Source organism: Pseudomonas sp. NPDC087697, from assembly GCF_044743155.1.
Lineage (GTDB): Bacteria > Pseudomonadota > Gammaproteobacteria > Pseudomonadales > Pseudomonadaceae > Aquipseudomonas.
This window is the reverse complement of sequence record NZ_JBIUVW010000039.1, coordinates 20,893-43,581: the sequence shown is the minus strand read 5'-3', so window position 1 is coordinate 43,581 and position 22,689 is coordinate 20,893. Positions and strand designations below refer to the sequence as shown.

The 22,689-nt window shown below is 59.5% G+C and carries 18 protein-coding genes; 16 read left to right on the top strand and 2 right to left on the bottom strand.

Features of this window, described 5'->3' with window-relative positions:
- Positions 1 to 2 precede the first annotated feature (2 nt).
- The 15 genes from ACIPIN_RS22360 (at position 3) to ACIPIN_RS22290 (ending at position 19,396) form a co-directional block, all read left to right on the top strand.
- Positions 3 to 179 (top strand): hypothetical protein, encoded by a 177-nt coding sequence (locus tag ACIPIN_RS22360; protein ID WP_003176118.1) that lies wholly within the window; start codon positions 3 to 5, stop codon positions 177 to 179.
- Complete coding sequence (locus ACIPIN_RS22355) at positions 163 to 3,117, top strand: sensor histidine kinase (RefSeq protein ID WP_401122198.1); 2,955 nt, start codon at positions 163 to 165, stop codon at positions 3,115 to 3,117. Before ACIPIN_RS22360 ends, ACIPIN_RS22355 begins: the two co-directional genes overlap by 17 nt.
- Positions 3,118 to 3,139: 22 nt before the next feature.
- Positions 3,140 to 4,576 carry a sigma-54-dependent transcriptional regulator gene (locus ACIPIN_RS22350; protein ID WP_401122196.1) on the top strand — a complete coding sequence of 479 codons (1,437 nt, stop codon included), beginning with the start codon at positions 3,140 to 3,142 and terminating at the stop codon, positions 4,574 to 4,576.
- Between the two features lie 453 nt (positions 4,577 to 5,029).
- Entirely contained in the window at positions 5,030 to 5,296 is a 267-nt protein-coding gene (locus ACIPIN_RS22345; protein ID WP_401122193.1) for a hypothetical protein, read from the top strand.
- Positions 5,297 to 5,421: 125 nt separating this feature from the next.
- Positions 5,422 to 6,825: a polynucleotide adenylyltransferase PcnB gene (locus tag ACIPIN_RS22340; RefSeq protein WP_401122190.1), complete on the top strand. Its 1,404-nt coding sequence runs from the start codon at positions 5,422 to 5,424 to the stop codon at positions 6,823 to 6,825.
- A gap of 4 nt (positions 6,826 to 6,829) precedes the next feature.
- On the top strand, positions 6,830 to 7,315 hold the full coding sequence (folK, locus tag ACIPIN_RS22335) for a 2-amino-4-hydroxy-6-hydroxymethyldihydropteridine diphosphokinase (protein ID WP_401122187.1): 486 nt from the start codon (positions 6,830 to 6,832) through the stop codon (positions 7,313 to 7,315).
- Between the two features lie 311 nt (positions 7,316 to 7,626).
- A complete protein-coding gene (panB, locus tag ACIPIN_RS22330; RefSeq protein WP_401122184.1) occupies positions 7,627 to 8,427 on the top strand; it encodes a 3-methyl-2-oxobutanoate hydroxymethyltransferase in 801 nt (266 codons plus the stop codon).
- Positions 8,424 to 9,284, top strand: a complete 861-nt coding sequence (gene panC, locus ACIPIN_RS22325) for a pantoate--beta-alanine ligase (RefSeq protein ID WP_401122182.1) — start codon at positions 8,424 to 8,426, stop codon at positions 9,282 to 9,284. Before panB ends, panC begins: the two co-directional genes overlap by 4 nt.
- Before the next feature lie 212 nt (positions 9,285 to 9,496).
- The gene (panD, locus tag ACIPIN_RS22320; RefSeq protein ID WP_003228271.1) at positions 9,497 to 9,877 is read left to right on the top strand and encodes an aspartate 1-decarboxylase; all 381 of its coding nucleotides are present in this window, start codon (positions 9,497 to 9,499) and stop codon (positions 9,875 to 9,877) included.
- A 243-nt stretch (positions 9,878 to 10,120) separates the two neighbouring features.
- Positions 10,121 to 11,785 carry a glucose-6-phosphate isomerase gene (gene pgi, locus ACIPIN_RS22315; protein ID WP_401122179.1) on the top strand — a complete coding sequence of 555 codons (1,665 nt, stop codon included), beginning with the start codon at positions 10,121 to 10,123 and terminating at the stop codon, positions 11,783 to 11,785.
- A gap of 205 nt (positions 11,786 to 11,990) precedes the next feature.
- Positions 11,991 to 13,928, top strand: a complete 1,938-nt coding sequence (gene acs, locus ACIPIN_RS22310; protein WP_401122176.1) for an acetate--CoA ligase — start codon at positions 11,991 to 11,993, stop codon at positions 13,926 to 13,928.
- 70 nt (positions 13,929 to 13,998) lie between these two features.
- Positions 13,999 to 14,871, top strand: coding sequence for an oxygenase MpaB family protein (locus tag ACIPIN_RS22305; protein ID WP_401122173.1), 873 nt, complete (start codon positions 13,999 to 14,001; stop codon positions 14,869 to 14,871).
- 157 nt (positions 14,872 to 15,028) lie between these two features.
- Positions 15,029 to 16,045, top strand: coding sequence for a class I SAM-dependent rRNA methyltransferase (locus tag ACIPIN_RS22300; protein ID WP_401122171.1), 1,017 nt, complete (start codon positions 15,029 to 15,031; stop codon positions 16,043 to 16,045).
- A 94-nt stretch (positions 16,046 to 16,139) separates the two neighbouring features.
- Complete coding sequence (locus ACIPIN_RS22295; protein WP_401122168.1) at positions 16,140 to 19,094, top strand: DUF748 domain-containing protein; 2,955 nt, start codon at positions 16,140 to 16,142, stop codon at positions 19,092 to 19,094.
- Between the two features lie 2 nt (positions 19,095 to 19,096).
- Entirely contained in the window at positions 19,097 to 19,396 is a 300-nt protein-coding gene (locus ACIPIN_RS22290; RefSeq protein WP_401122165.1) for a DUF2845 domain-containing protein, read from the top strand.
- Positions 19,397 to 19,681: 285 nt separating this feature from the next.
- Here ACIPIN_RS22290 and ACIPIN_RS22285 read toward each other — a convergent pair whose 3' ends face one another.
- Positions 19,682 to 20,038, bottom strand: a complete 357-nt coding sequence (locus ACIPIN_RS22285; RefSeq protein ID WP_401122162.1) for a BON domain-containing protein — start codon at positions 20,036 to 20,038, stop codon at positions 19,682 to 19,684.
- Positions 20,039 to 20,351: 313 nt separating this feature from the next.
- The gene (locus ACIPIN_RS22280) at positions 20,352 to 20,762 is read right to left on the bottom strand and encodes a pilin (RefSeq protein WP_401122159.1); all 411 of its coding nucleotides are present in this window, start codon (positions 20,760 to 20,762) and stop codon (positions 20,352 to 20,354) included.
- Positions 20,763 to 20,988: 226 nt separating this feature from the next.
- On the opposite strand from ACIPIN_RS22280, the gene pilB reads away from it, so the two are divergent.
- On the top strand, positions 20,989 to 22,689 hold the full coding sequence (gene pilB / locus ACIPIN_RS22275; RefSeq protein ID WP_401122157.1) for a type IV-A pilus assembly ATPase PilB: 1,701 nt from the start codon (positions 20,989 to 20,991) through the stop codon (positions 22,687 to 22,689).

Genomic DNA, 22,689 nt, shown 5'->3' with positions numbered 1-22,689 from the left:
GGATGTACATCTATCGCTTGGTCCTGCTCCTGGTAGTGGGGATCTATCTGTTCTCCCCAGCCATCATGGACTGGTGGATCGACGCCACTGGCGCCTGGTATCGCCCTTATCTGCTGTGGCTGATTCTGATCGTTGTGACCTTCATCCTCCAGAGCCAAAAAGATGCCGATGAGCTTTAGCCTGACCCAGATGATCCTGATCAGCGCCGCTTACCTTGCGGTGCTGTTCGGCGTTGCCTGGATCAGTGAACGCGGAATGATCCCGCGGGCAATCATTCGCCACCCGCTGACCTACACCTTGTCATTGGGTGTCTACGCCAGCGCCTGGGCGTTCTACGGCACAGTCGGTCTGGCCTATCAATACGGTTATGGCTTTCTGTCCAGCTACCTCGGGGTCTCCGGGGCGTTTCTGTTGGCGCCAGTGTTGCTGTACCCGATTTTGAAGATCACTCGCACGTATCAGCTTTCTTCTCTGGCCGACCTGTTTGCATTTCGTTTTCGCAGCACCTGGGCCGGCGCGCTGACCACGATTTTCATGCTGATCGGCGTGCTGCCGTTGCTGGCGTTGCAGATTCAAGCAGTGGCCGACTCAATCGGCATCCTCACCCGTGAGCCGGTGCAGCATCGGGTCGCCCTGAGTTTCTGTGCACTGATCACCCTGTTCACGATTTTCTTCGGTTCGCGGCATATCGCGACCCGGGAGAAACACGAAGGTCTGGTGTTCGCGATTGCCTTTGAATCGGTGATCAAGCTGATCGCCATTGGCGGCGTCGGCCTCTATGCCTTGTACGGCGTGTTCGACGGCCCACAACAGCTGGAAGTCTGGCTACTGCAAAACCAGACCGCCCTCGCCGCCCTTCACACGCCGCTGCAAGAAGGTCCATGGCGCACGCTGCTGCTGGTGTTCTTCGCCTCGGCGATTGTGATGCCGCACATGTACCACATGACCTTCACCGAAAACCTCAACCCGCGTTCGCTGGTGAGTGCGAGCTGGGGCTTGCCGCTGTTCCTCCTGCTGATGAGCCTGGCCGTGCCGCTGATTCTCTGGGCAGGCCTGAAACTCGGCGCCACCACCAATCCGGAATACTTCACGCTCGGCGTCGGTATCGCCGCCAACAACAAAGCCCTGGCACTGCTGGCCTATGTCGGTGGATTGTCAGCCGCCAGCGGTCTGATCATCGTCACCACCCTGGCGCTGTCCGGGATGGCCCTGAACCATCTGGTGCTGCCGCTTTATCAGCCGCCGGCCGAAGGCAACATCTACCGCTGGCTGAAGTGGACCCGCCGCGCTTTGATCGTCGCGATCATTATGGCCGGTTATGGTTTCTACCTGCTGCTGGGCGCCGAGCAGGACCTGGCCAACCTGGGCATCGTCGCGTTCGTCGCCACCCTGCAGTTTTTACCCGGCGTACTGTCCGTCCTCTATTGGCCGACCGCCAACCGTCGCGGCTTCATCGCCGGTTTGCTGGCGGGGATTCTGGTCTGGCTGGTGACCATGCTGTTGCCGCTGGTAGGCAATCTGCAGGGCTTCTATATTCCGCTGCTGAACATGATCTATGTGCTCGACGACACCAGTTGGCACATGGCAGCGATCGCATCCTTGGCGGCCAACGTGCTGATGTTCACGCTGATCTCGCTGTTCACCAACGCCAGCACTGAAGAAGCCAGCGCCGCCGAAGCCTGCGCCGTAGACAATGTACGTCGCCCGCAACGCCGCGAACTGCACGCCGCGTCCCCCCAGGAATTCGCCACTCAACTGGCCAAACCGCTGGGCGCCAAAGCCGCCCAGAAAGAAGTCGAACAAGCGTTGCGTGACCTTTATCTGCCTTTCGATGAGCGGCGTCCGTACGCCTTGCGGCGCCTGCGTGACCGAATCGAAGCCAACCTCTCCGGCCTGATGGGCCCGAGCGTTGCGCAAGACATGGTCGAAACCTTCCTGCCGTACAAGGCCGGCGGCGAAAACTACGTCACCGAAGACATTCACTTCATCGAAAGCCGCCTCGAGGACTATCACTCGCGCCTCACCGGCCTTGCCGCCGAACTCGATGCCCTGCGCCGCTATCACCGCCAGACCTTGCAAGAACTGCCGATGGGCGTTTGTTCGCTGGCCAAGGATCAGGAAATCCTCATGTGGAACAAAGCCATGGAGGAGCTGACCGGGATCGCCGCTCAGCGCGTAGTCGGTTCGCGACTGGCCACCCTGGGCGAGCCGTGGAAAGAACTGCTGCAAGGCTTCATCAATCTGCCGGATGAGCACTTGCACAAACAGCACCTGGCGCTGGATGGCCAGACACGCTGGCTGAACCTGCACAAAGCAGCGATCGACGAGCCGCTGGCGCCCGGTAACAGCGGTTTGGTATTGCTGGTCGAAGACCTGACTGAAACCCAGATGCTCGAAGACAAACTGGTGCACTCCGAACGCTTGGCGAGCATCGGTCGCCTGGCGGCCGGAGTGGCCCATGAAATCGGCAACCCGATCACCGGCATCGCCTGCCTGGCGCAGAACCTGCGCGAAGAGCGCGAAGAAGACAGCGAGCTGAAGGAAATCAGCGGGCAAATCCTCGAACAGACCAAGCGCGTGTCACGCATTGTTCAGTCGCTGATGAGCTTTGCCCACGCCGGTAGTCACCAGCACAATGACGAACCGGTCTGCCTGGCCGAAGTGGCCCAGGATGCCATTGGTCTGCTGGCGCTGAACCGCCGCAACTTCGAAGTGCAGTTCTTTAACCTGTGCGATCCCGAGCATTGGGTCGATGGCGATCCGCAGCGGCTCGCCCAGGTGCTGATCAACCTGCTGTCCAACGCCCGCGACGCATCGCCGGCCGGCAGTGCGGTACGGGTAAAAAGTGAAGCCAACGAACACACGATCGATCTGATCGTGGAAGACGAGGGCAGCGGTATCCCATCGAGCATCATGGACCGATTGTTCGAACCCTTCTTCACCACCAAGGATCCTGGCGAAGGCACCGGTCTGGGCCTTGCACTGGTCTATTCCATCGTTGAAGAGCATTATGGACAAATCACCATCGACAGCCCGGCTGACACTCAAAGCCAACGCGGCACCCGTATCCGGGTGACCTTACCGCGTCATGTCGAAGCGACGTCCGCTGTGAACTGAGACCGTCGAGAGAATCGAATCAATGCCGCACATTTTGATCGTCGAAGACGAAACAATTATCCGCTCCGCCTTGCGCCGCCTGCTGGAACGTAACCAGTACCAGGTCAGCGAAGCCGGTTCAGTGCAGGAAGCACAAGAACGCTTCAGCATTCCCACGTTCGACCTGATTGTCAGTGACCTGCGCCTGCCTGGCGCACCGGGCACCGAACTGATCAAGCTGGGCCAGGGCAAGCCGGTGCTGATCATGACCAGCTACGCCAGCCTGCGCTCGGCAGTCGACTCGATGAAGATGGGCGCGGTGGACTACATCGCCAAGCCTTTCGACCACGACGAAATGCTCCAGGCCGTCGCACGCATTCTGCGTGACCGGCAATCGGCGCAAAGCTCCGCGGGTGAACCTGCGGTCGGCAAAGCAGCCAACGGCTCGGCGAAGTCCGCTGTCGATAACAGTAATGGCGAAATCGGTATCATCGGTTCCTGCCCACCGATGCAGGATCTGTACGGAAAAATCCGTAAAGTTGCCCCCACCGATTCCAATGTGTTGATTCAGGGCGAATCAGGCACCGGTAAAGAGCTGGTGGCCCGCGCCCTGCACAACCTGTCCAAACGCGCCAAGGCGCCGATGATTTCGGTGAACTGCGCAGCCATCCCGGAAAGCCTGATCGAGTCCGAACTGTTCGGCCACGAGAAAGGCGCGTTTACCGGTGCCAGCGCCGGTCGCGCGGGGCTGGTTGAAGCAGCCGACGGCGGCACCTTGTTCCTTGATGAGATCGGCGAACTGCCACTTGAAGCCCAGGCGCGCTTGCTGCGCGTGTTGCAGGAAGGTGAAATCCGCCGCGTGGGTTCGGTGCAATCGCAGAAGGTCGACGTACGTCTGATCGCCGCGACCCACCGTGACCTGAAGAGCCTGGCCAAGATCGGCCAGTTCCGTGAAGACCTGTATTACCGTCTCCACGTAATCGCCCTGAAACTGCCGGCCCTGCGTGAGCGTGGCGCGGACGTCAACGAAATCGCCAATGCTTTCCTCGCCCGCCAGAGCGCGCGCGTGAGTCGCACCGACCTGAAATTCGCTCCGGACGCCGAACAGGCGATTCGTCATTACTCCTGGCCGGGTAACGTGCGCGAACTGGAAAACGCCGTCGAGCGCGCCGTCATCCTCTGTGAGAGCCCGGAGATTTCTGCCGAGCTGTTGGGCATCGATATCGAGCTCAGTGACCTTGAAGATGACGAGTTCATCGGCCTGGCACCGCAACAGGGCAGCGCCGGTAACACCAGCCACGAGCCCACCGAAGACCTGTCACTGGAAGACTACTTCCAGCACTTCGTCCTCGAGCACCAGGACCACATGACCGAAACCGAGCTGGCTCGCAAACTCGGGGTCAGTCGCAAATGCCTGTGGGAGCGTCGTCAGCGCCTGGGCATCCCGCGGCGCAAGACCGGCGTGGCCAGCGAGAGCTGAACATCACCTGTCGAGTGCGCGAGTAACACATGACATTGTGAAAAAACTGTTACCGCAGCTTTTTCTCGTAACAGAATCCGGGGCTTACGGTAACGAAGCCCCGGCTTTTTTTGGCCTTGAAAAAAGCGATTAAGGCACCTAACCCCTTGTTTTACTGGAGCTCGAAAAAGTTGGCACGGCACCTGCTATATGTTTGGTACAAGAACAATAACAAGCAATGCAAAAGACAATAAAAATAAGACGAATCGACTCACGCACAATAAAAACAAGACGGCGAGAGGCGTAGCTAACTGATTCTTTTGGAGAGGCGTTGTATTTGGGGCTTGCCCCGCAACCAGGCCGAGAACAACAAAAACTGCCCTAAGACAGAGCCTGAACTGGTTGGATCACTGGATCATTGCAACACAGCGACCAAAGCAATCCGTTTGCTCTTGGCTCCCGATTGGGAGGGCCATGAAGGAAAACTTCATGGCAAGGGCGCTACACAAAAACAAGAAGCCCGAAACCAATAATAAAAATAGAGCACGCAACTACTTCTTGGGGAGCTTCGGCTCCCCTTGTGGTTTCTGGCGTTTGGCAAAGGCGACCTGTAGCAGCTGCCGAGCCCGCGAGGCTGCGTTCGGCGGCGCAGCCGTCGTAAATGCATACACCTCACACTGCCTGACAGACCGCAATTTCAGGTTCTACGACGGCTTCGCCGCCGAACGCTGCCTCGCATAGCTCGACAGCTGCTACAGAGACCTTACGCAGCTTCCTACACCATCCCCCGACTAAATGCTAGAATCCCCGCCCATCATGCGGTCATTCTTCGTTTTGGCCGAACATTCCTTCAAACAGTGCATCCCATGCTGAAGAAGCTGTTCCAGTCATTCCGTTCTCCCTTGCGTCGTACGCAACACATTCGCAGCACGCCTGAAGTGCTCAACAGCGGCCAACACTCGCTGCAACGGGCGCAGTTCAGCCGTTATGCGGTGAACATCGTCGAACGCCTGCAGAACGCCGGCTACCAGGCTTACCTGGTCGGTGGCTGCGTGCGCGACATGCTGCTCAACATCACACCCAAGGATTTCGACGTCGCCACCAGCGCCACGCCGGAACAGGTTCGCGCCGAGTTTCGCAATGCGCGGATCATCGGGCGCCGATTCAAACTGGTGCACATCCATTTTGGTCGCGAAATCATTGAAGTCGCGACCTTCCGCGCCAATCACCCGCAAAACGACGAAGAGGAAGACAGCAACCAGTCCTCGCGTAACGAAAGCGGGCGCATTTTGCGCGACAATGTTTATGGCACTCTGGAAGAGGACGCGCAACGCCGCGACTTCACCATCAACGCCCTGTATTACGACCCGGTCAGCGAGCGCATTCTCGACTACGCCAACGGCGTACACGACATCCGCAATCACCTGATCCGTCTGATCGGCGACCCGACTCAGCGTTACCAGGAAGACCCGGTGCGGATGCTGCGCGCGGTGCGTTTCGCCGCCAAGCTGAACTTCGGCATCGAGAAGCACAGTGCCGCGCCAATCCGCGGCCTGGCACCGATGCTGCGTGAGATCCCGTCGGCACGTTTGTTCGAAGAAGTGTTGAAGTTGTTCCTTTCGGGTCATGCCGCGGACACCTTCGAGATGCTGGTCGACCTGCAGTTGTTCGATCCACTGTTCCCGGCCAGCGCCGAAGCACTGGAGCGCAATCCGACCTACACCCACACCTTGATCAGCGAAGCGCTGATCAACACCGACCTGCGGATCAAACAGAACAAGCCCGTGACGCCAGCGTTCCTGTTCGCCGCCCTGCTTTGGCCTGCCCTGCCGGCCCGCGTATTGCGCCTGCAGGACCGTGGCATGCCGCCGATTCCGGCCATGCAGGAAGCGGCTCACGAACTGATCAGCGAGCAGTGCCAGCGCATCGCGATTCCAAAACGCTTCACCATGCCGATCCGAGAGATCTGGGACATGCAGGAACGCCTGCCACGTCGCAGCGGCAAGCGTGCCGATCTGTTGCTGGACAACCCGCGTTTCCGTGCCGGTTACGACTTCCTGCTGCTGCGTGAAAGCGCTGGCGAACAGACCAACGGTCTGGGTGAATGGTGGACGGACTATCAGGACGCCAACGAAAGCGAACGCCGCGACATGATCCGCGACCTCAGTGGCAAAGACGACGGTGCCAGCGGTGCGCCGCGTAAACGTCGCCGCAGCGGTGGTGCCAAGCGCAAACGTGCCGCTGGCGCACCGAGCACGTCGGGCGAGTAAATCGATGGAACGCATCTACATTGGCATGGGCAGTAACCTCGCTGCCCCGACGGAACAATTGCGCAGCGCCGTTGCAGCACTCGCGCAGTTACCCCTGACAGAGCTGGTGGGGGTTTCGTCCTTCTATCAAAGCGACTCCATGCTGCCGGGCCAGCCGCGTTATACCAACGCGGTGGCCGCGCTCGACAGCACGCTTGCGCCGCTTGAACTGCTCGATGCACTGCAAGCCATCGAAATCGACCAGGGTCGCGAGCGCCATGAACGCTGGGGCCCGCGTACGCTGGATCTGGATATCCTGCTGTTCGGCGATCGACTGATCGACGAGCCCCGCCTCAAAGTCCCCCACTACCACATGCAGGCCCGAGCCTTTGTGCTCTACCCGCTAGCCGAACTGGCGCCAGCTGATCTGCAACTGGCGGACGGCCGCCACCTGCGCGAACTGCTCGCTGCTTGTCCGTTCGTCGGGCTGGAACGCCTCCCGACGATTTGACGCGCGGACCTATGTGGGAGCGGGCTTGCTCGCGAAGCTGACGACTCGGTGCATCTGATGTACCGCGTCATCGTTCTTCGCGAGCAAGCCCGCTCCCACAGGTAACACCAGCGGCGTAACATTGCGGTAACACATCCAATTGACTTCCCGAGTTCTCCTCACGACTATAGGCGTCCCGCTGCCGCCAACCCGGCACTACAGGGCGCAATCCAGGCTTTTCAAGCACGACACGAGACCGTGCGCCTGAGTAAATGAAGAATCACGCGCGTTACTCGCAGTAGTTTCCACAGCGCCTGAATGAGGAACTTTTCATGCCAGCAATCACCCTGACCACCCTGCAAGGTCTGAAGCAAAAAGGTGAAAAAATCACCATGCTGACCTGCTACGACGCCACGTTCGCCCACGCCTGCAATGAGGCAGGTGTTGAAGTGCTGTTGGTGGGCGACTCCCTTGGCATGGTGTTGCAAGGACACGACAGCACCCTGCCGGTGACCACCGCCGAAATGGCTTACCACGTTGCGGCGGTCAAGCGTGGCAACACCGACGCCTTGATCCTCGCTGACCTGCCGTTCATGGCTTATGCCACCATCGAGCAAACGATGACCAACAGTGCCCAGTTGATGCAGGCGGGTGCGCACATGGTCAAGGTCGAAGGCGCGCTGTGGCTGGCCGAGTCGATTCGCCTGTTGGCCGAACGCGGTATCCCGGTGTGCGCACACATGGGGCTGACGCCGCAGTCGGTGAACATTCTGGGCGGTTATAAAGTCCAGGGCCGCAATGAAAACCAGGCCCGGCAGATGCGTGCGGACGCAATTGCCCTGGAACAGGCCGGCGCGGCGATGCTGTTGCTCGAGTGCGTACCGAGCGAGTTGGCCCACGAAATCACTCAAGCCGTGAAAATTCCGGTGATCGGCATTGGTGCCGGCAACGCCACCGACGGTCAAGTGCTGGTCCTGCACGACATGCTCGGCCTGTCGCTCACTGGCCGCGCACCGAAGTTCGTGAAGAACTTCATGGCCGGCAAAGACAGCATTCACGCGGCCCTGAGCGCTTACGTCAGCGAAGTCAAAGCCGCGACCTTCCCTGGCGCTGAACACGGATTCTCTGCATGAACACCGTCAAGACCGTACGCGAACTGCGCGCCGCTGTAGCCCGTGCCCGCAGCGAAGGCAAACGTATCGGCTTCGTGCCGACCATGGGCAACCTGCACAGCGGCCACGTTGCGCTGGTCACCAAGGCTGCCCAGCGGGTGGACTTTGTGGTCGCGAGCATTTTCGTCAACCCGCTGCAGTTCGGTGTTGGCGAAGACCTCGACAAATATCCGCGGACCCTCGCCGCCGACCAGGAGAAGCTGCTGCAAGCCGGCTGTCACCTGCTGTTCGCGCCAACGGTCGAGGAAATGTACCCGGACGGCATGGCCGGCCAGACCCGCGTCAGCGTTCCGCAACTCTCTGAAGGCCTGTGTGGCGCCAGCCGTCCTGGGCATTTCGAAGGTGTGGCGACAGTGGTCAGCAAGCTGTTCAATATGGTCCAGCCGGACCTGGCGATCTTCGGCCAGAAAGACTTCCAGCAACTGGCGGTGATTCGCGCGCTGGTGCATGACCTGAATATGCCGATCCAGATCATTGGCGAACCCACCGTGCGGGCCGCCGATGGCCTGGCGCTGTCCTCGCGCAATGGTTTCCTCAGCGAAGAACAGCGGGCCGTCGCGCCGGTGGTGTACCGCACGCTGAGCGAAATCGCCGAGACAATCAAACAGGGCGAACGCGATTACCCGGCGCTCCTGGCCCGGCAGATCGAGCAGCTCAAAGACGCCGGTTTTCGCCCTGATTACCTGGAAATTCGCCATGCACTGACCCTGCGCCCAGCGACGGCAGATGACCGTGACCTGGTGATCCTGGTGGCCGCTTTCCTGGGCACGACCCGGTTGATCGACAACCTGCACCTGAACCTCGACGCCCCCGCTTAACCACCACAAGACAAATGTGGGAGCGGGCTTGCTCGCGAAGAACGATGACGCGGTGTATCAGATGCACCGAGTCGTCAGCTTCGCGAGCAAGCCCGCTCCCACAGTGGATCAATGTTGGTTTTGTAGATTGCAGTCGGTTTCTCACGTCGTATTGCCGACCTCAAAAGCTTCGGGCAAACTGCCGCGGTTCGGATCAGCCCAAGGAAACATTCATGCACGCCATCATGCTCAAGGCCAAGCTGCATCGCGCCGAAGTTACCCACGCAGTGCTCGACTATGAAGGCTCTTGCGCCATCGACGGCGAATGGCTGGACTTGTCCGGAATCCGTGAGTACGAACAGATCCAGATCTACAACGTCGACAACGGCGAACGCTTCACCACCTACGCGATCCGTGGCGAAGAAGGCTCGCGCATGATCTCGGTCAACGGCGCCGCCGCACACAAGGCCAAGGTCGGTGATCGGGTGATCATCTGCGCTTACGCTCATTACAGCGAAGCCGAACTGCTCAATTTCAAACCACGCATGCTCTACATGGCGCCCGGCAACGAGCTGAGCCACACCAGCAATGCCATCCCGGTTCAGGTCGCCTGAGCTTTCCCCCGTACTCTGTGCACTGAAAACCCGCCTGCCCGGCTACCTCTGCGCCGGTACAAAATAGTACCGGCCACAGGTCAGACAAAGCCAAGACAGATCACACCGCGAGGTTTACTGTAATCGCCCTGCGCTATTTAATCGTTTACTCGCAGTTCGACCGGAGAGTGCCTGTCATCGAACAGGACATTCCGGGTTTTTCAGTGTCCTAAAGGCAGTTCAAGTAAAAGGAAACCCGCAGCGATGGCGTACTACCGCACTCCTCAAGACGTTACCGCTCTGCCAGCCTGGCAGGCGCTGAATGATCACCGCCAAGCCATGCAGGATTTCAGCATGCGCGAAGCGTTCAATGCCGACCCGCAGCGTTTCACCCAATTCACCCTGAGCAGCTGCGGGCTGTTTCTGGATTACTCGAAAAACCTGATCACCACCGAAACCCGCAATCTGCTGGTGGGTCTGGCGAACGAAGTCGGCTTGCAGGACGCGATCAAGGCGTTGTTCAGCGGCGAAATCGTCAACGCCTCCGAAGGCCGTCCTGCCTTGCATACGGCCCTGCGCCGCCCGGTGGGCGACAAGCTATCGGTCAATGGCGTCAACGTCATGCCTGACGTGCACAAGGTGCTGAACCAGATCACCGAGCTGGTCGGGCGCATTCACGACGGCCTGTGGCGTGGTTACACCGAGAAGCCGATCACCGACGTGGTGAACATTGGCATCGGTGGTTCGTTCCTCGGCCCTGAGCTGGTGTCCGAAGCGCTGTTGTCCTACGCCCAGAAAGGCGTGCGCTGCCATTACCTGGCGAACATCGACGGCAGCGAATTCCACGAGCTGTCGGCAAAGATTCGTGCAGAAACCACACTGTTCATCGTTTCCTCGAAATCCTTCAACACCCTCGAAACCCTGAAAAACGCCCAGGCCGCGCGCGCCTGGTACCTGGCCCAGGGTGGTTCCGAAGCCGAGCTGTATCGCCACTTCATCGCCGTTTCGAGCAACAACGCAGCGGCCGTGGCTTTCGGTATTCGCGAAGAGAACATCTTCCCGATGTGGGACTGGGTTGGCGGGCGCTATTCGCTGTGGTCGGCCATCGGTTTGCCGATTGCCCTGGCCATCGGCATGTCGAACTTCAAGGAGCTGCTGTCCGGTGCCTACACCATGGACCAGCACTTCCAGAGCGCGCCATTCGAACAGAACATGCCGGTGCTGCTGGCACTGCTGGGTGTCTGGTACGGCAACTTCTGGGGCGCGCAAAGCCACGCGATCCTGCCGTACGACCACTACCTGCGCAACATCACCAAGCACTTGCAGCAACTGGACATGGAATCCAACGGCAAGAGCGTACGTCAGGACGGCACGCCGGTTTCCACCGATACCGGTCCGGTCATCTGGGGCGGCGTCGGTTGCAACGGTCAACACGCCTATCACCAGTTGCTGCACCAGGGCACCCAGCTGATTCCGGCAGACTTCATTGTGCCGATCGTCAGCTTCAACCCGGTTGCTGACCACCACCAGTGGCTGTACGCCAACTGCCTGTCGCAAAGCCAGGCGCTGATGCTCGGCAAGACCCGCACCGAGGCGGAAGTCGAGCTGCGTGAAAAAGGCATGGCCGAAGACCAGGTGCAAAAACTCGCGCCGCACAAGGTGATCCCGGGCAACCGTCCGAGCAACACCCTGGTGGTCGAGCGCATCAGCCCGCGTCGTCTTGGCGCGCTGGTCGCGATGTACGAACACAAGGTGTTCGTGCAGAGCGTGATCTGGGGCATCAACGCCTTCGATCAATGGGGCGTGGAGCTGGGTAAGGAGCTGGGCAAAGGCGTCTACAGCCGCCTGGTCGGCAGCGAAGAAACTCCGGCCGAAGACGCTTCAACCCAGGGCCTGATCAACTACTTCCGCGGTCGTCACCGCGGGTGATCTAAAACTCGCCCCCACAGGTCAACACCGACCCTGTGGGAGCGGGCTTGCTCGCGATGACGGTTTGATATTCGAGGAAAATGTCGACTGTCAGACCGCTATCGCGAGCAAGCTCGCTCCCACATTGGTCCCCTGTACGACTTGAACCCTCCCCCTACTCGGCGCATCTTTATCACTTGTCGCAATACAAGAATAAGGAACCGTCATGTTCGATATCAGCACGTTCCCCAAAGCCGATGCCGTCCGCCGGGCTGCACAATTGAGTCAAGACGACTACCTGCGCCTGTACCGCCAATCCATCGAGCAACCCGACATCTTCTGGGCCGAACAGGCCAAGCGCTTTCTCGACTGGTCGACACCCTGGCAAAGCGTCCAGCAATCAAATATCAAAACCGGCACGGCACAGTGGTTTGCCGGCGGCCAGCTGAACGTCAGCTATAACTGCATCGATCGCCACCTCGCCCAACGCGGCGAGCAGACCGCAATCATCTGGGAAGGCGACGACCCGGCCGAATCGCTGCACATCACCTACCAGAAACTCCATCACTCCGTCTGCCGCCTGGCCAACGTGCTGAAAAGCCGTGGTGTAAAAAAAGGCGACCGGGTGTGCATCTATATGCCAATGATCCCTGAAGCCGCCTACGCGATGCTCGCCTGCGCGCGCATCGGCGCCGTGCACTCGGTGGTCTTTGGCGGGTTCTCCCCCGATTCCCTGCGTGACCGGATCCTCGACGCGGACTGCCGCACCGTGATTACCGCCGACGAAGGGGTACGTGGAGGTAAATACGTACCGCTCAAACAGAACGTCGACAAAGCCCTGCTCAGTTGCCCGGCCGTCAGCACCGTCGTGGTGGTCGAACACACTCAGGGTGAGGTCAATTGGGTCGAGGGCCGCGACCTCTGGTATCACCAGGCACTTCGCGACGTCAGCGACGACTGCCCGCCAGAACCGATGGGCGCCGAAGACCCGCTGTTCATCCTTTACACCTCCGGCAGCACCGGTAAACCCAAAGGCGTGCTGCACACCACCGGCGGCTACCTGCTGCAAGCGGCGATGACCTTCAAGTACGTGTTCGATTACCGCGACGGCGAAGTATTCTGGTGCACCGCCGACGTCGGCTGGGTCACCGGCCACAGCTACATCGTCTACGGGCCGCTGGCCAATGGCGCGACCACATTGATCTTCGAAGGCGTGCCGAGCTACCCGAACAGCTCGCGGTTCTGGCAGGTCATCGACAAGCATCAGGTGAACATTTTCTACACCGCGCCAACCGCCCTGCGAGCCTTGATGCGCGAAGGCCTGGAACCCTTGAAAGACAGCTCACGCGTCAGTTTGCGGCTGCTGGGCAGCGTCGGCGAACCGATCAACCCGGAAGCCTGGGACTGGTATTTCAACGCGGTCGGCGAGCAGCGCTGCCCGATCGTCGACACTTGGTGGCAGACCGAAACCGGCGGCATCATGCTCAGCCCGCTGGTCAGCGCGCAACGGATCAAACCCGGCTGCGCGACCCAACCAATGTTCGGCGTGCAACCGGTATTGCTCGATGAGCACGGTAAGGAAATCAGCGGCGCCGGCAGTGGCGTGCTTGCCATAAAATCAAGCTGGCCAGGGCAAATTCGCAGCGTCTACGGCGACCCGCAACGGATGGTCGACACCTATTTCAAACCCTATCCCGGCTACTACTTCACCGGTGACGGCGCGCGACGCGATGAGGATGGCGACTACTGGATCACCGGACGCATCGATGATGTTATCAACGTCTCCGGACACCGCATCGGCACCGCCGAAGTCGAAAGCGCGCTGGTGCTGCATGACAACATTGCCGAGGCCGCAGTGGTTGGTTACCCCCACGACCTCAAGGGTCAGGGCATCTACGCCTTTGTCACGCCGATGAACGGCATCGAACCCAGCGACGCGTTGAAGAAAGAACTGCTGGCCCACGTCAGCAAGGAAATCGGCAGTTTCGCCAAACCCGATCTGATCCAATGGGCGCCGGCCTTGCCGAAAACCCGTTCGGGCAAGATCATGCGACGTATCCTGCGCAAGATCGCCTGCAATGAGCTCGACAGCCTCGGTGACACCTCGACCCTGGCCGACCCCAGTGTGGTCGCAGGACTGATCGACAAGCGCCTGAACCAATAATCCAATGATTTAATCCCCCAGGCGCGGCTGCTGGCCGCGCACCCTTTAATGTTGTTGCCACCGAGTTGTCATGGAATTCATCCGTAGCCGTATCGAAACCCAGATCATGAGCCTGTCCGGCCTGTCGCTGGGCAAGCTCGACCTGGAAAACCCCAAGGGCGATCCCGGGCTCTTCGGCCCCGACTCGGTGAGCTGGCAAGTGCATGGCGACTTCAGCAGCATGCTCATCGGCGGCATCAGCGCCTTGATGCTGCAAGCCTTGCACCCGCTGGCACTGGCCGGAGTCTGGGACCACTCGAACTTCCGTAAAGACATGCTCGGTCGACTGCGCCGCACCGGGCAGTTCATTTCCGGCACGACCTTCGGCTCACGCCAGGACGCCGACTGGCTGATCGAAAAAGTGCGCACCATTCACCTGCAAGTGGTCGGCACCGCGCCCGACGGCCGTCCTTACGCCGCCAGCGATCCGGACCTGCTGACCTGGGTGCATGTGGCCGAAGTCAGCAACTTCCTCGCCGCCCATTTACGCTACCGCAACCCGAATTTTTCACCCGCTGATCAGGACCGTTACTACGACGAGATCGCCTTGGTCGCCGAGCGTCTGGGCGCTCGTGATGTTCCGCGCTCACGGCGGGAAGTCGCCGAGTACCTTGAGCGAATTCGCCCCCAACTGCTCTGCGATGAACGCAGCCGCGAAGTGCTGCGGTTGCTCCTCGCTGCACCGTCACCCAGCCGTCTGGCCAGGCCCTTCGGTGGGCTGATGATGCAAGCGGGTATTGACCTGCTGCCCGACTGGGCCAGTGATATGCTCGGTGTCCGCCAGAATCCACTGCAACGCAAACTGATTCGCGCCAGCGTCAATCGCAGTGCACCAATGCTGCGCTGGGCAGTGCGCAATGGTTCGATGCAGCGCGCGAAGCGTCGTATGGGCCTGCCGAGCTGAGAAAAGCTAAAAAGCTTCGCGAGCAAGCCCGCTCCCACACTGGATTGATAAACGACACAAATCCAGTGTGGGAGCGGGCTTGCTCGCGAAGGCAGCACCTCGGTCACGCGCCAAGCTGTTAAACTCCCGCGCCAAATTCCCCAGCAAGGCGCTTTGCATGTCTTCCTTGAATCAGGCGCTGCGCGCCGCCCTCGATCATCGCCAAGACTTGCTCGCGACGCTGCACCAGCAAGGCACCGACTGCTATCGGCTGTTCCATGGCAGCCAGGAAGGTGCCGGCGGCCTGACCATCGACCGTTACGGCCCGCAACTGCTGGTCCAAAGCTTTCACCAGTCGCTGGAACGCGATGACTTGCTCGCGTTGCACGCAACCATCAATCAGCGCCTCAACCTCGACACCCTGCTGGTCTACAACGACCGCTCACGGGGTAACTCGCGCATTGATCGCGAAGACACCGTTTACCGCGCCGAAGAAGCCGCGCTTGCAGACATGGTCGGCCACGAATGGGGCCTGAACTACCGGGTCCGTGGTCGCCACGCCGGACAAGACCCTCTGCTGTTTCTAGACCTGCGCAACGCTCGCGGCTGGGTCAAGGACCACAGCGCCGGCAAAAGCGTGCTGAACCTGTTCGCCTACACCTGTGGCGTCGGCCTTAGCGCAGCGGCCGGCGGGGCACGCGAGGTGTGCAATCTGGATTTCGCCGAGGGCAACCTGGCCGTCGGCCGTGAGAACGGCTTGCTCAACCCGCAACTGCCGACAATGCAGTTCGTACAGTCCGATTACTTCCCGGCCATCCGCCAACTCGCCGGCCTGCCGATCAGCCAGCGCCGGGGGCAGAAGCTGCCAAGTTATCCGCGCCTGGAACAACGTCAATATGACCTGGTCCTGCTCGATCCGCCGGCCTGGGCGAAGAGTGCATTCGGCACCGTCGATCTGCTGCGCGACTATCAAAGCCTGCTCAAACCGGCGCTGCTGACCACCGCCGACGATGGCGTGCTGATCTGCTGCAACAACCTGGCAAAAGTCAGCATGGACGACTGGCGTGAGCAAGTGCTGCGCTGCGCAGAAAAAGCCGGACGCCCGGTGCGTGACTGGAAAGTGCTGACACCCGGCAGCGATTTTCCGTCGATGGATCAGCAGCCGCCTCTGAAAATCCTGATCCTGCAACTCTGACCTCTCGCGAAAAAACCAGAAATTTGCTGTTCAAGGTGATTGCTTCGCAACCTTAATCGCGTGCCATACTCCAAGGCACTCCCGATCCAGATAGATGAAGCCACACATGCCCAAAGGATTGATTCGCGCCATCGGCGCCTTGTTGACCGCTGTCGCCCTTTATAGCTTGTTGGGGTTTCTGATTTTGCCGGGCATCGCCTTGCGGGTCGCCAATCAACAATTGGCCAACTACGCGACGGTGCCGGCGCACGTTCAACGGATTGAACTCAATCCCTTCAGTCTTGAACTGACGGTGTGGGGTCTGAATATCGGTGAGCCGGGCAAAGAGCAGATCGCCTTCGAGCGCCTGTACGCCAACCTGCAAATCGACAGCCTGTGGACCCGCGCACTGCACCTGACCGACATAGAGCTGGACAAGCCGAAAACCGAGATTCTGTTCAACAAGGACGGCAGCCTGAACCTCACGCAGCTGTTCAAGTTGCCGGCGAGCGAACCGACGCCCGCTGACCCGAACGCCAAACCTTTCCCGCTGCGCATCGACCGGATCAATCTGGCCGGTGGTTACGTGCACTTCCAGGATCTGCGCCCGAGCGAGCCGATCGAATTCCTCTACGACAAGCTCGACTTCGAACTGAAAAACCTCAGTACCCTGCCCGACGACAACGCCGCCATGACCCTGGTCGCTGCTGGCCCGGCCGGAGGTCAGATTGACTGGACCGGCCACATCAGCCTGGTGCCCATCACTTCCGAAGGCACGTTGAAAGTGACCGACGGCAAGATGAAGTCCTGGTGGCCTTACGTGCGTGACGCGTTGCCGCTGGTTCTTGAAGACGGCACCCTGAACCTGAGCACCGATTACAAGTTCAACCTGGACAAGGGAACCGAACTGCTGCTGAACAACGCTTCGGTGAGCATCGCACCGTTCGCCATCAAGGCCCCGGATGGCCGGCCACTGGTGCGCCTTGAGCGCCTGGACGTCAGCGAGACCACGGTCGATCTGGCCAAGCAACAAGTGATCGTCGGCAAGATCCGCAGCCAGAAACTCGAAACCTGGGTCGCCCGCGAAGCCGATGGCCAACTCGACTGGCAGAAACTCTTCGCCAGCCAACCGGCCAAACCCGCCACAAAACCCGAGTCAACCAAGGCCCCGGCTGCCGCAGACTCGCCGCAACCAAAACCCGATCCCGCCGCACCGAGCAAACCCTGGCAAGTGCTGCTCAAGGATGTAGAGCTGCGCAACTATCAAGTGCACCTGACCGACCGTCAGGCACAACCGGCGGTGGCACTGGAGCTCGGCCCGCTGAACATCGACGTGAAGAATTTCGATAGCCTCAATGGCTCGCCGTTCTCCCTCAAAGTCGATACCGGCCTGGGCAAGCAGGGCAAGATTCTCGCGGACGGTGAGGTCAACCTCGCGCCGATCAGCGCCAAACTCAAGGTCCAGACCAAAGACATCGACCTGCGTGTCGCCCAGTCCTACATCAACCCGTTCATTCGTCTGGAGCTGCGTTCCGGGATGCTCGGCAGCGACCTGGCGGTTGACCTGAAAAGCACTGACCCACTGGCATTCAGCGTCACCGGCAGGGCCCAGGTCGATCAACTGCACACCCTCGACACCCTGAAAACCCGCGACTTCCTCAAGTGGCAGCAAGTGGTGGTCGAAGGCCTGAACTACCAACATGGCGACAGCCTGTCGATCGACAAGGTCAACCTGTTTCAGCCGTATGTGCGCTTCATGATCAATGATGACCGCACCACCAACATCAATGACCTGCTGATACCGCAATCGGCCGACAGCGGTAGCAAAACCGTCGCCGCAAAACCTGCCGCGAGCAAGGACAAGCCACTGGGCATCCACATCGGTGGTATTGCCATCAACGACGGCTCGGCGAACTTCGCCGACTTCAGCCTGACACCGAACTTCGCCACCGCCATTCAACAGCTCAACGGCCAGATCGGCACCATCGACAGCCGCCAGGTCAAACCCGCCGCCGTCGACATCAAGGGCAAGGTCGATCGCTACGCCCCGGTGACCATCAAGGGCAGCGTCACCCCGTTCGACCCGATGGCCTCGCTGGATATCGCCACCAGTTTCAAACGGGTCGAACTGACCACCCTGACCCCCTACTCCGGCAAGTTTGCCGGCTACCGGATCCGCAAGGGCCGGCTCAATCTCGACCTGCACTATCAGATCACCAAGGGCCAGTTGAAAGCCGAAAACAAAGTGGTTGTGGAGCAACTGCAACTGGGCGAAAAAGTCGACAGCCCGGACGCCGTGAGCTTGCCGCTGAAACTGGCTATCGCACTGCTCAAGGACTCCGATGGCAAGATCTCCATCGAGTTGCCGATTACCGGTGACCTGAACAACCCGCAGTTCAGCGTGATGCCGATCATCTGGCAGACCCTGCGCAACCTGATCGTGCGCGCGGCCGAGGCGCCCTTCAAGTTCATTGGCGGACTGATCAACGGCAGTGGGGCCGAGGACCTGGGCAGCGTGTCGTTCGCCCCCGGTTCAAGCGAGCTGAGCAAGAACGCCGAGTCGGCGCTCGATACCCTGGCCAAAGCGCTCAAGGAACGTCCGGCCCTGCGCCTGGAAATCGAAGGCACCGCCGCCCAAAGCAGCGACGGCCCGCTGATTGCCGAACAGCGACTGGAACGTGAATACCAGTACAACTACTACAAAATGCTCCAGCGTCGCGGCGACAAAGTCCCTGCTCAGGCCTCGTTGCTGGAAGTCCCGGATAGCGAAAAAGGCCCGTTACTCGAAGCCATCTACCGCACACGCCTGAAAACCCAGCCACCGGCCGAATGGACACAACTGGGCAAAGCAGAGCGCACCGCCAAACTGCGCGAAGGTGTGATCAAGTTCTGGGCTTCAGACAACGTGCTGCTGCGCCAACTGGGTCAGGACCGCGCCAGCAGTATCAAGGACTACCTGGTCGATAAAGCCCAACTGGCCGATGACCGGGTGTACTTCGTCGACGCTAACCTGGGTGAGGCCGAAAGCGATGGCCGGGTCGTCACGCCAATGCACCTGGACGCGGAGTAAGCATGAATAACCGATTGCTGATCAGCCTGGCACTGACGTTCTTCGCCAGCCACGTCCAGGCCCAGACTGATACCTTGCGTTGCGGCAGTCAGTTGATCAGCGTCGGCGATCGCGCCGGTGAAGTGCTGCAAAAATGCGGCGAGCCGGTGGCACGCGACTCCTTGGGTTACAAACGTAGCCCCAACCGTCGGGAAGAGTTTCCGGTTGAAGAATGGACCTACGGCCCGAACAGCGGCATGTACCAATACCTGCGCTTTGAAGGCAACCGCCTGGTACAGATCACCAGCAAACGCGGAAGCTGAAGTTACGACGATTTAATGTGGGAGCGGGCTTGCTCGCGAAGGCGGACTAACATTCAACATTGATGCTGAATGTTATGGCCTCTTCGCGAGCAAGCCCGCTCCCACATTGGTTCTACGGTGTTCATTAGATCCCTTCACCCAAATAAAACAGGCCCCGACACGAATGTCGGGGCCTGCAATGACCACATCCTTGTAGTCGGTCGCATGAACTCTAAAGTGGCGGCAGGCGTATGACTCGGCCCGCCTGCCGCACCTTCTCCCGGTTCAGGCGAGAAGCCTTGAGTCTTACTGGGTCATCAGGCCATCAGCCGAAACGCCTTTGACACCTTTGATTTTTTTGGTGATGGCCACTGCAGTGTCCTTTTGAGCCTTGGTAAGGGCTACTGTCGACGACAGCGAGACAACGCCCTTGTTGGTTTCGACTTTGATGTCGGAGCCAGGAATACCTTTCTCGGTGAACAGATCGCTTTTCACTTTAGTGGTGATCCAGGTATCGGAAGTAGCTTCCTCGGCCTTGGTCACTTCACCGGTAGCGACCACCATCGGCGACTGAGTGGTTTGAGTGGTCTGCGCAAATGCAGCGTTGGCCATAGTCAGGGTCAGAGCGGTAGCAGTTGCGGCAGCAATAGCGAACTTTTTCATGCGAGTAACTCCTGTTCTTCCAAAAAGTCTGCTGCATGCCTTCTCAGCAGGGCTAATAGAGAGAGTGCGAAGGCTGTGCCAACATCCGACAACCCAATAACCCGATACAAATCAACACGTTATAAAAAAATCAAAACCCTGGAATCATGCAAAATGCATGACCCGAGCGTTGTTGACATGCAAGTTGCGGTTTTTATCGAAGATTCAGAGCCAGAATTGCCGGGATGTTCTCGAATCACCGTCAGACCACCGAACAGTGAACAAAAAATGCCCCGCGTCCGCAGAGGCGAGGCATTGATGCGTCGATGCAAGATCAGACGCCCGTGCAACCCTTGGGCGCGTAGTCCTGCAATACCGTGGTCCCGCAGCTCCAGCCAGTCGTTGCTGACCGCGTGAGCGTGATGGTTTTGCCAAGCACCGGCCCTGGCGCATTGAGAATCGTGCAAGCAATAGTGCCTACACCAGTGGCGGCAGTACCCGATGCCGTGATCGTGCAGTTACCGGTAGTTGCCGTACCGTTGATCAGCGCCAGCGTCGGGTCAGTGCCCTGATTGATGATGTCTTCAAAAGGCACCTTCAGCGCCGAAATTTCCGCCACCCCCGCCGTCACCTTGGCCCGCGCCTGATATTTGGAATACATCGGCAGCGCGAACGTCGCCAGAATGCCGATGATTGCCACCACGATCAGCAGCTCGATGAGGGTAAAACCTTTTTGATTATTCATAGAACAGGCTCCATGCATGAGGCGAAATCTCATGTCCTGAACCAGTCAAAGCACAGCACATGCCAAGCCCTTCGCCCCCTGCTTACAGGGTGTCGGATCGGCAATAGCCCGGCGCAAACCCCGAGGAACCGCACTATCTGACACTTTTTGTCACCTCAAGAGCGCTGGTGGGGTTCCATCCGTTGACTAGGCTATAAGTCTCGAACTGTCTGTGTCTGGTATTCGAATGAATGACATTGCCCTCAGCGGTCTGGCCAAGCAATTGGTGCTGGCCGAACTGCTCACTGACCAAAGCGCGCAACAGGCGGATCAGCAAGCCCACCGCAATCGCATTTCCCTGGTCAGCTATCTGGTACAAAACAAACTGGTGAACAGCCGCCAGGTCGCGGAAGTTGCCTCTGAGCATTTCGGCGTGGCATTCCTCGACCTCAACTGTCTCGACAAAGACTCCCAGCCCAAAGATCTGGTCAGCGAAAAGCTGATTCGCCAGCACCATGTCCTGCCGCTCTGGCGGCGCGGCAACAAACTGTTCGTGGGCATTTCCGACCCGAGCAATCACCAGGCGATCAACGATATCCAGTTCAGCACCGGCCTCACCACCGAAGCGATCCTGGTCGAAGACGACAAGCTCAGCGACGCCATCGACAAATTCTTCGACAGCCCCAGTTCGGGTCTGGAAGACATGCCCGACGTCGACCTCGAAGGTCTGGACATTGAAACCATCGACGACAGGCACCAGGACGCCATCACCGGCCAGGATTCCGACGATGCCCCGGTGGTGCGCTTCGTCAACAAGATGTTGCTGGACGCGATCAAGGGCGGTTCCTCGGACCTGCATTTCGAACCCTACGAAAATACCTACCGGGTGCGGGTACGGACCGACGGCATGCTGCGCGAAGTCGCCAAACCGCCGATTCAACTGGCCAACCGCATCGCCGCACGCCTGAAAGTGATGGCCAGCCTGGACATCTCGGAACGCCGCAAACCTCAGGACGGACGGCTCAAGATGCGCCTGTCGAAAAGCAAATCCATCGATTTTCGGGTCAACACCCTGCCAACGTTGTGGGGCGAAAAAGTCGTGATCCGGATTCTCGACCCCTCCAGCGCACAGATGGGCATCGACGCGCTGGGTTACGAGCCCGATCAGAAAGACCTGTACATGGCGGCGCTCAAGCAACCTCAAGGGCTGATTCTGGTTACCGGGCCAACGGGTTCAGGGAAAACCGTGTCGCTGTACACCGGACTGAATATCCTCAATACCGTCGACATCAATATCTCTACCGCTGAAGATCCGGTAGAGATCAACATGGAAGGCATCAACCAGGTCAGCGTCAATCCAAAGCAGGGCCTGGACTTCGCTCAGGCATTGCGTGCGTTCCTGCGCCAGGACCCGGACGTGATCATGGTCGGCGAGATCCGCGACCTGGAAACCGCCGAAATTGCGATCAAGGCTGCGCAAACCGGGCACCTGGTGCTTTCCACCCTGCACACCAACAGCGCGGCTGAAACCCTGACCCGGCTGCACAACATGGGCATCCCGGGATTTAACATCGCCACTGCCGTGCACTTGATCATTGCCCAGCGCCTGGCTCGCAAGCTATGCAGCCACTGCAAAAAAGCCCTCTCGATTCCCGACGAAACACTGTTCAAGGAAGGCTTCCCTCGGGAGCGCATCGGCTCCTTCACGATCTACGAACCCGCCGGTTGCGAACACTGCAACAACGGTTACAAAGGGCGAGTCGGTATTTATGAAGTGGTGAAAAACACCCCGCAGCTGCAACGGCTGATCATGGCTGAAGGCAATTCTCTGGAAATCGATACCCAGATGCGCAAGGACGGCTTCAACGACCTGCGCACCTCGGGCCTGCTCAAGGCCATGCAGGGCGTCACCAGCCTTGAAGAAATCAACCGGGTCACCAAGGATTGA

What these genes read in the sequence shown, in the direction of transcription:
- ACIPIN_RS22360 (WP_003176118.1), top strand. Translation starts at nt 3, where the DNA reads ATGTACATCTATCGCTTGGTCCTGCTCCTGGTAGTGGGGATCTATCTG.
- ACIPIN_RS22355 (WP_401122198.1), top strand. Translation starts at nt 163, where the DNA reads ATGCCGATGAGCTTTAGCCTGACCCAGATGATCCTGATCAGCGCCGCT.
- ACIPIN_RS22350 (WP_401122196.1), top strand. Translation starts at nt 3,140, where the DNA reads ATGCCGCACATTTTGATCGTCGAAGACGAAACAATTATCCGCTCCGCC.
- ACIPIN_RS22345 (WP_401122193.1), top strand. Translation starts at nt 5,030, where the DNA reads ATGAAGGAAAACTTCATGGCAAGGGCGCTACACAAAAACAAGAAGCCC.
- ACIPIN_RS22340 (WP_401122190.1), top strand. Translation starts at nt 5,422, where the DNA reads ATGCTGAAGAAGCTGTTCCAGTCATTCCGTTCTCCCTTGCGTCGTACG.
- folK (WP_401122187.1), top strand. Translation starts at nt 6,830, where the DNA reads ATGGAACGCATCTACATTGGCATGGGCAGTAACCTCGCTGCCCCGACG.
- panB (WP_401122184.1), top strand. Translation starts at nt 7,627, where the DNA reads ATGCCAGCAATCACCCTGACCACCCTGCAAGGTCTGAAGCAAAAAGGT.
- panC (WP_401122182.1), top strand. Translation starts at nt 8,424, where the DNA reads ATGAACACCGTCAAGACCGTACGCGAACTGCGCGCCGCTGTAGCCCGT.
- panD (WP_003228271.1), top strand. Translation starts at nt 9,497, where the DNA reads ATGCACGCCATCATGCTCAAGGCCAAGCTGCATCGCGCCGAAGTTACC.
- pgi (WP_401122179.1), top strand. Translation starts at nt 10,121, where the DNA reads ATGGCGTACTACCGCACTCCTCAAGACGTTACCGCTCTGCCAGCCTGG.
- acs (WP_401122176.1), top strand. Translation starts at nt 11,991, where the DNA reads ATGTTCGATATCAGCACGTTCCCCAAAGCCGATGCCGTCCGCCGGGCT.
- ACIPIN_RS22305 (WP_401122173.1), top strand. Translation starts at nt 13,999, where the DNA reads ATGGAATTCATCCGTAGCCGTATCGAAACCCAGATCATGAGCCTGTCC.
- ACIPIN_RS22300 (WP_401122171.1), top strand. Translation starts at nt 15,029, where the DNA reads ATGTCTTCCTTGAATCAGGCGCTGCGCGCCGCCCTCGATCATCGCCAA.
- ACIPIN_RS22295 (WP_401122168.1), top strand. Translation starts at nt 16,140, where the DNA reads ATGAAGCCACACATGCCCAAAGGATTGATTCGCGCCATCGGCGCCTTG.
- ACIPIN_RS22290 (WP_401122165.1), top strand. Translation starts at nt 19,097, where the DNA reads ATGAATAACCGATTGCTGATCAGCCTGGCACTGACGTTCTTCGCCAGC.
- ACIPIN_RS22285 (WP_401122162.1), bottom strand. Translation starts at nt 20,038, where the DNA reads ATGAAAAAGTTCGCTATTGCTGCCGCAACTGCTACCGCTCTGACCCTG.
- ACIPIN_RS22280 (WP_401122159.1), bottom strand. Translation starts at nt 20,762, where the DNA reads ATGAATAATCAAAAAGGTTTTACCCTCATCGAGCTGCTGATCGTGGTG.
- pilB (WP_401122157.1), top strand. Translation starts at nt 20,989, where the DNA reads ATGAATGACATTGCCCTCAGCGGTCTGGCCAAGCAATTGGTGCTGGCC.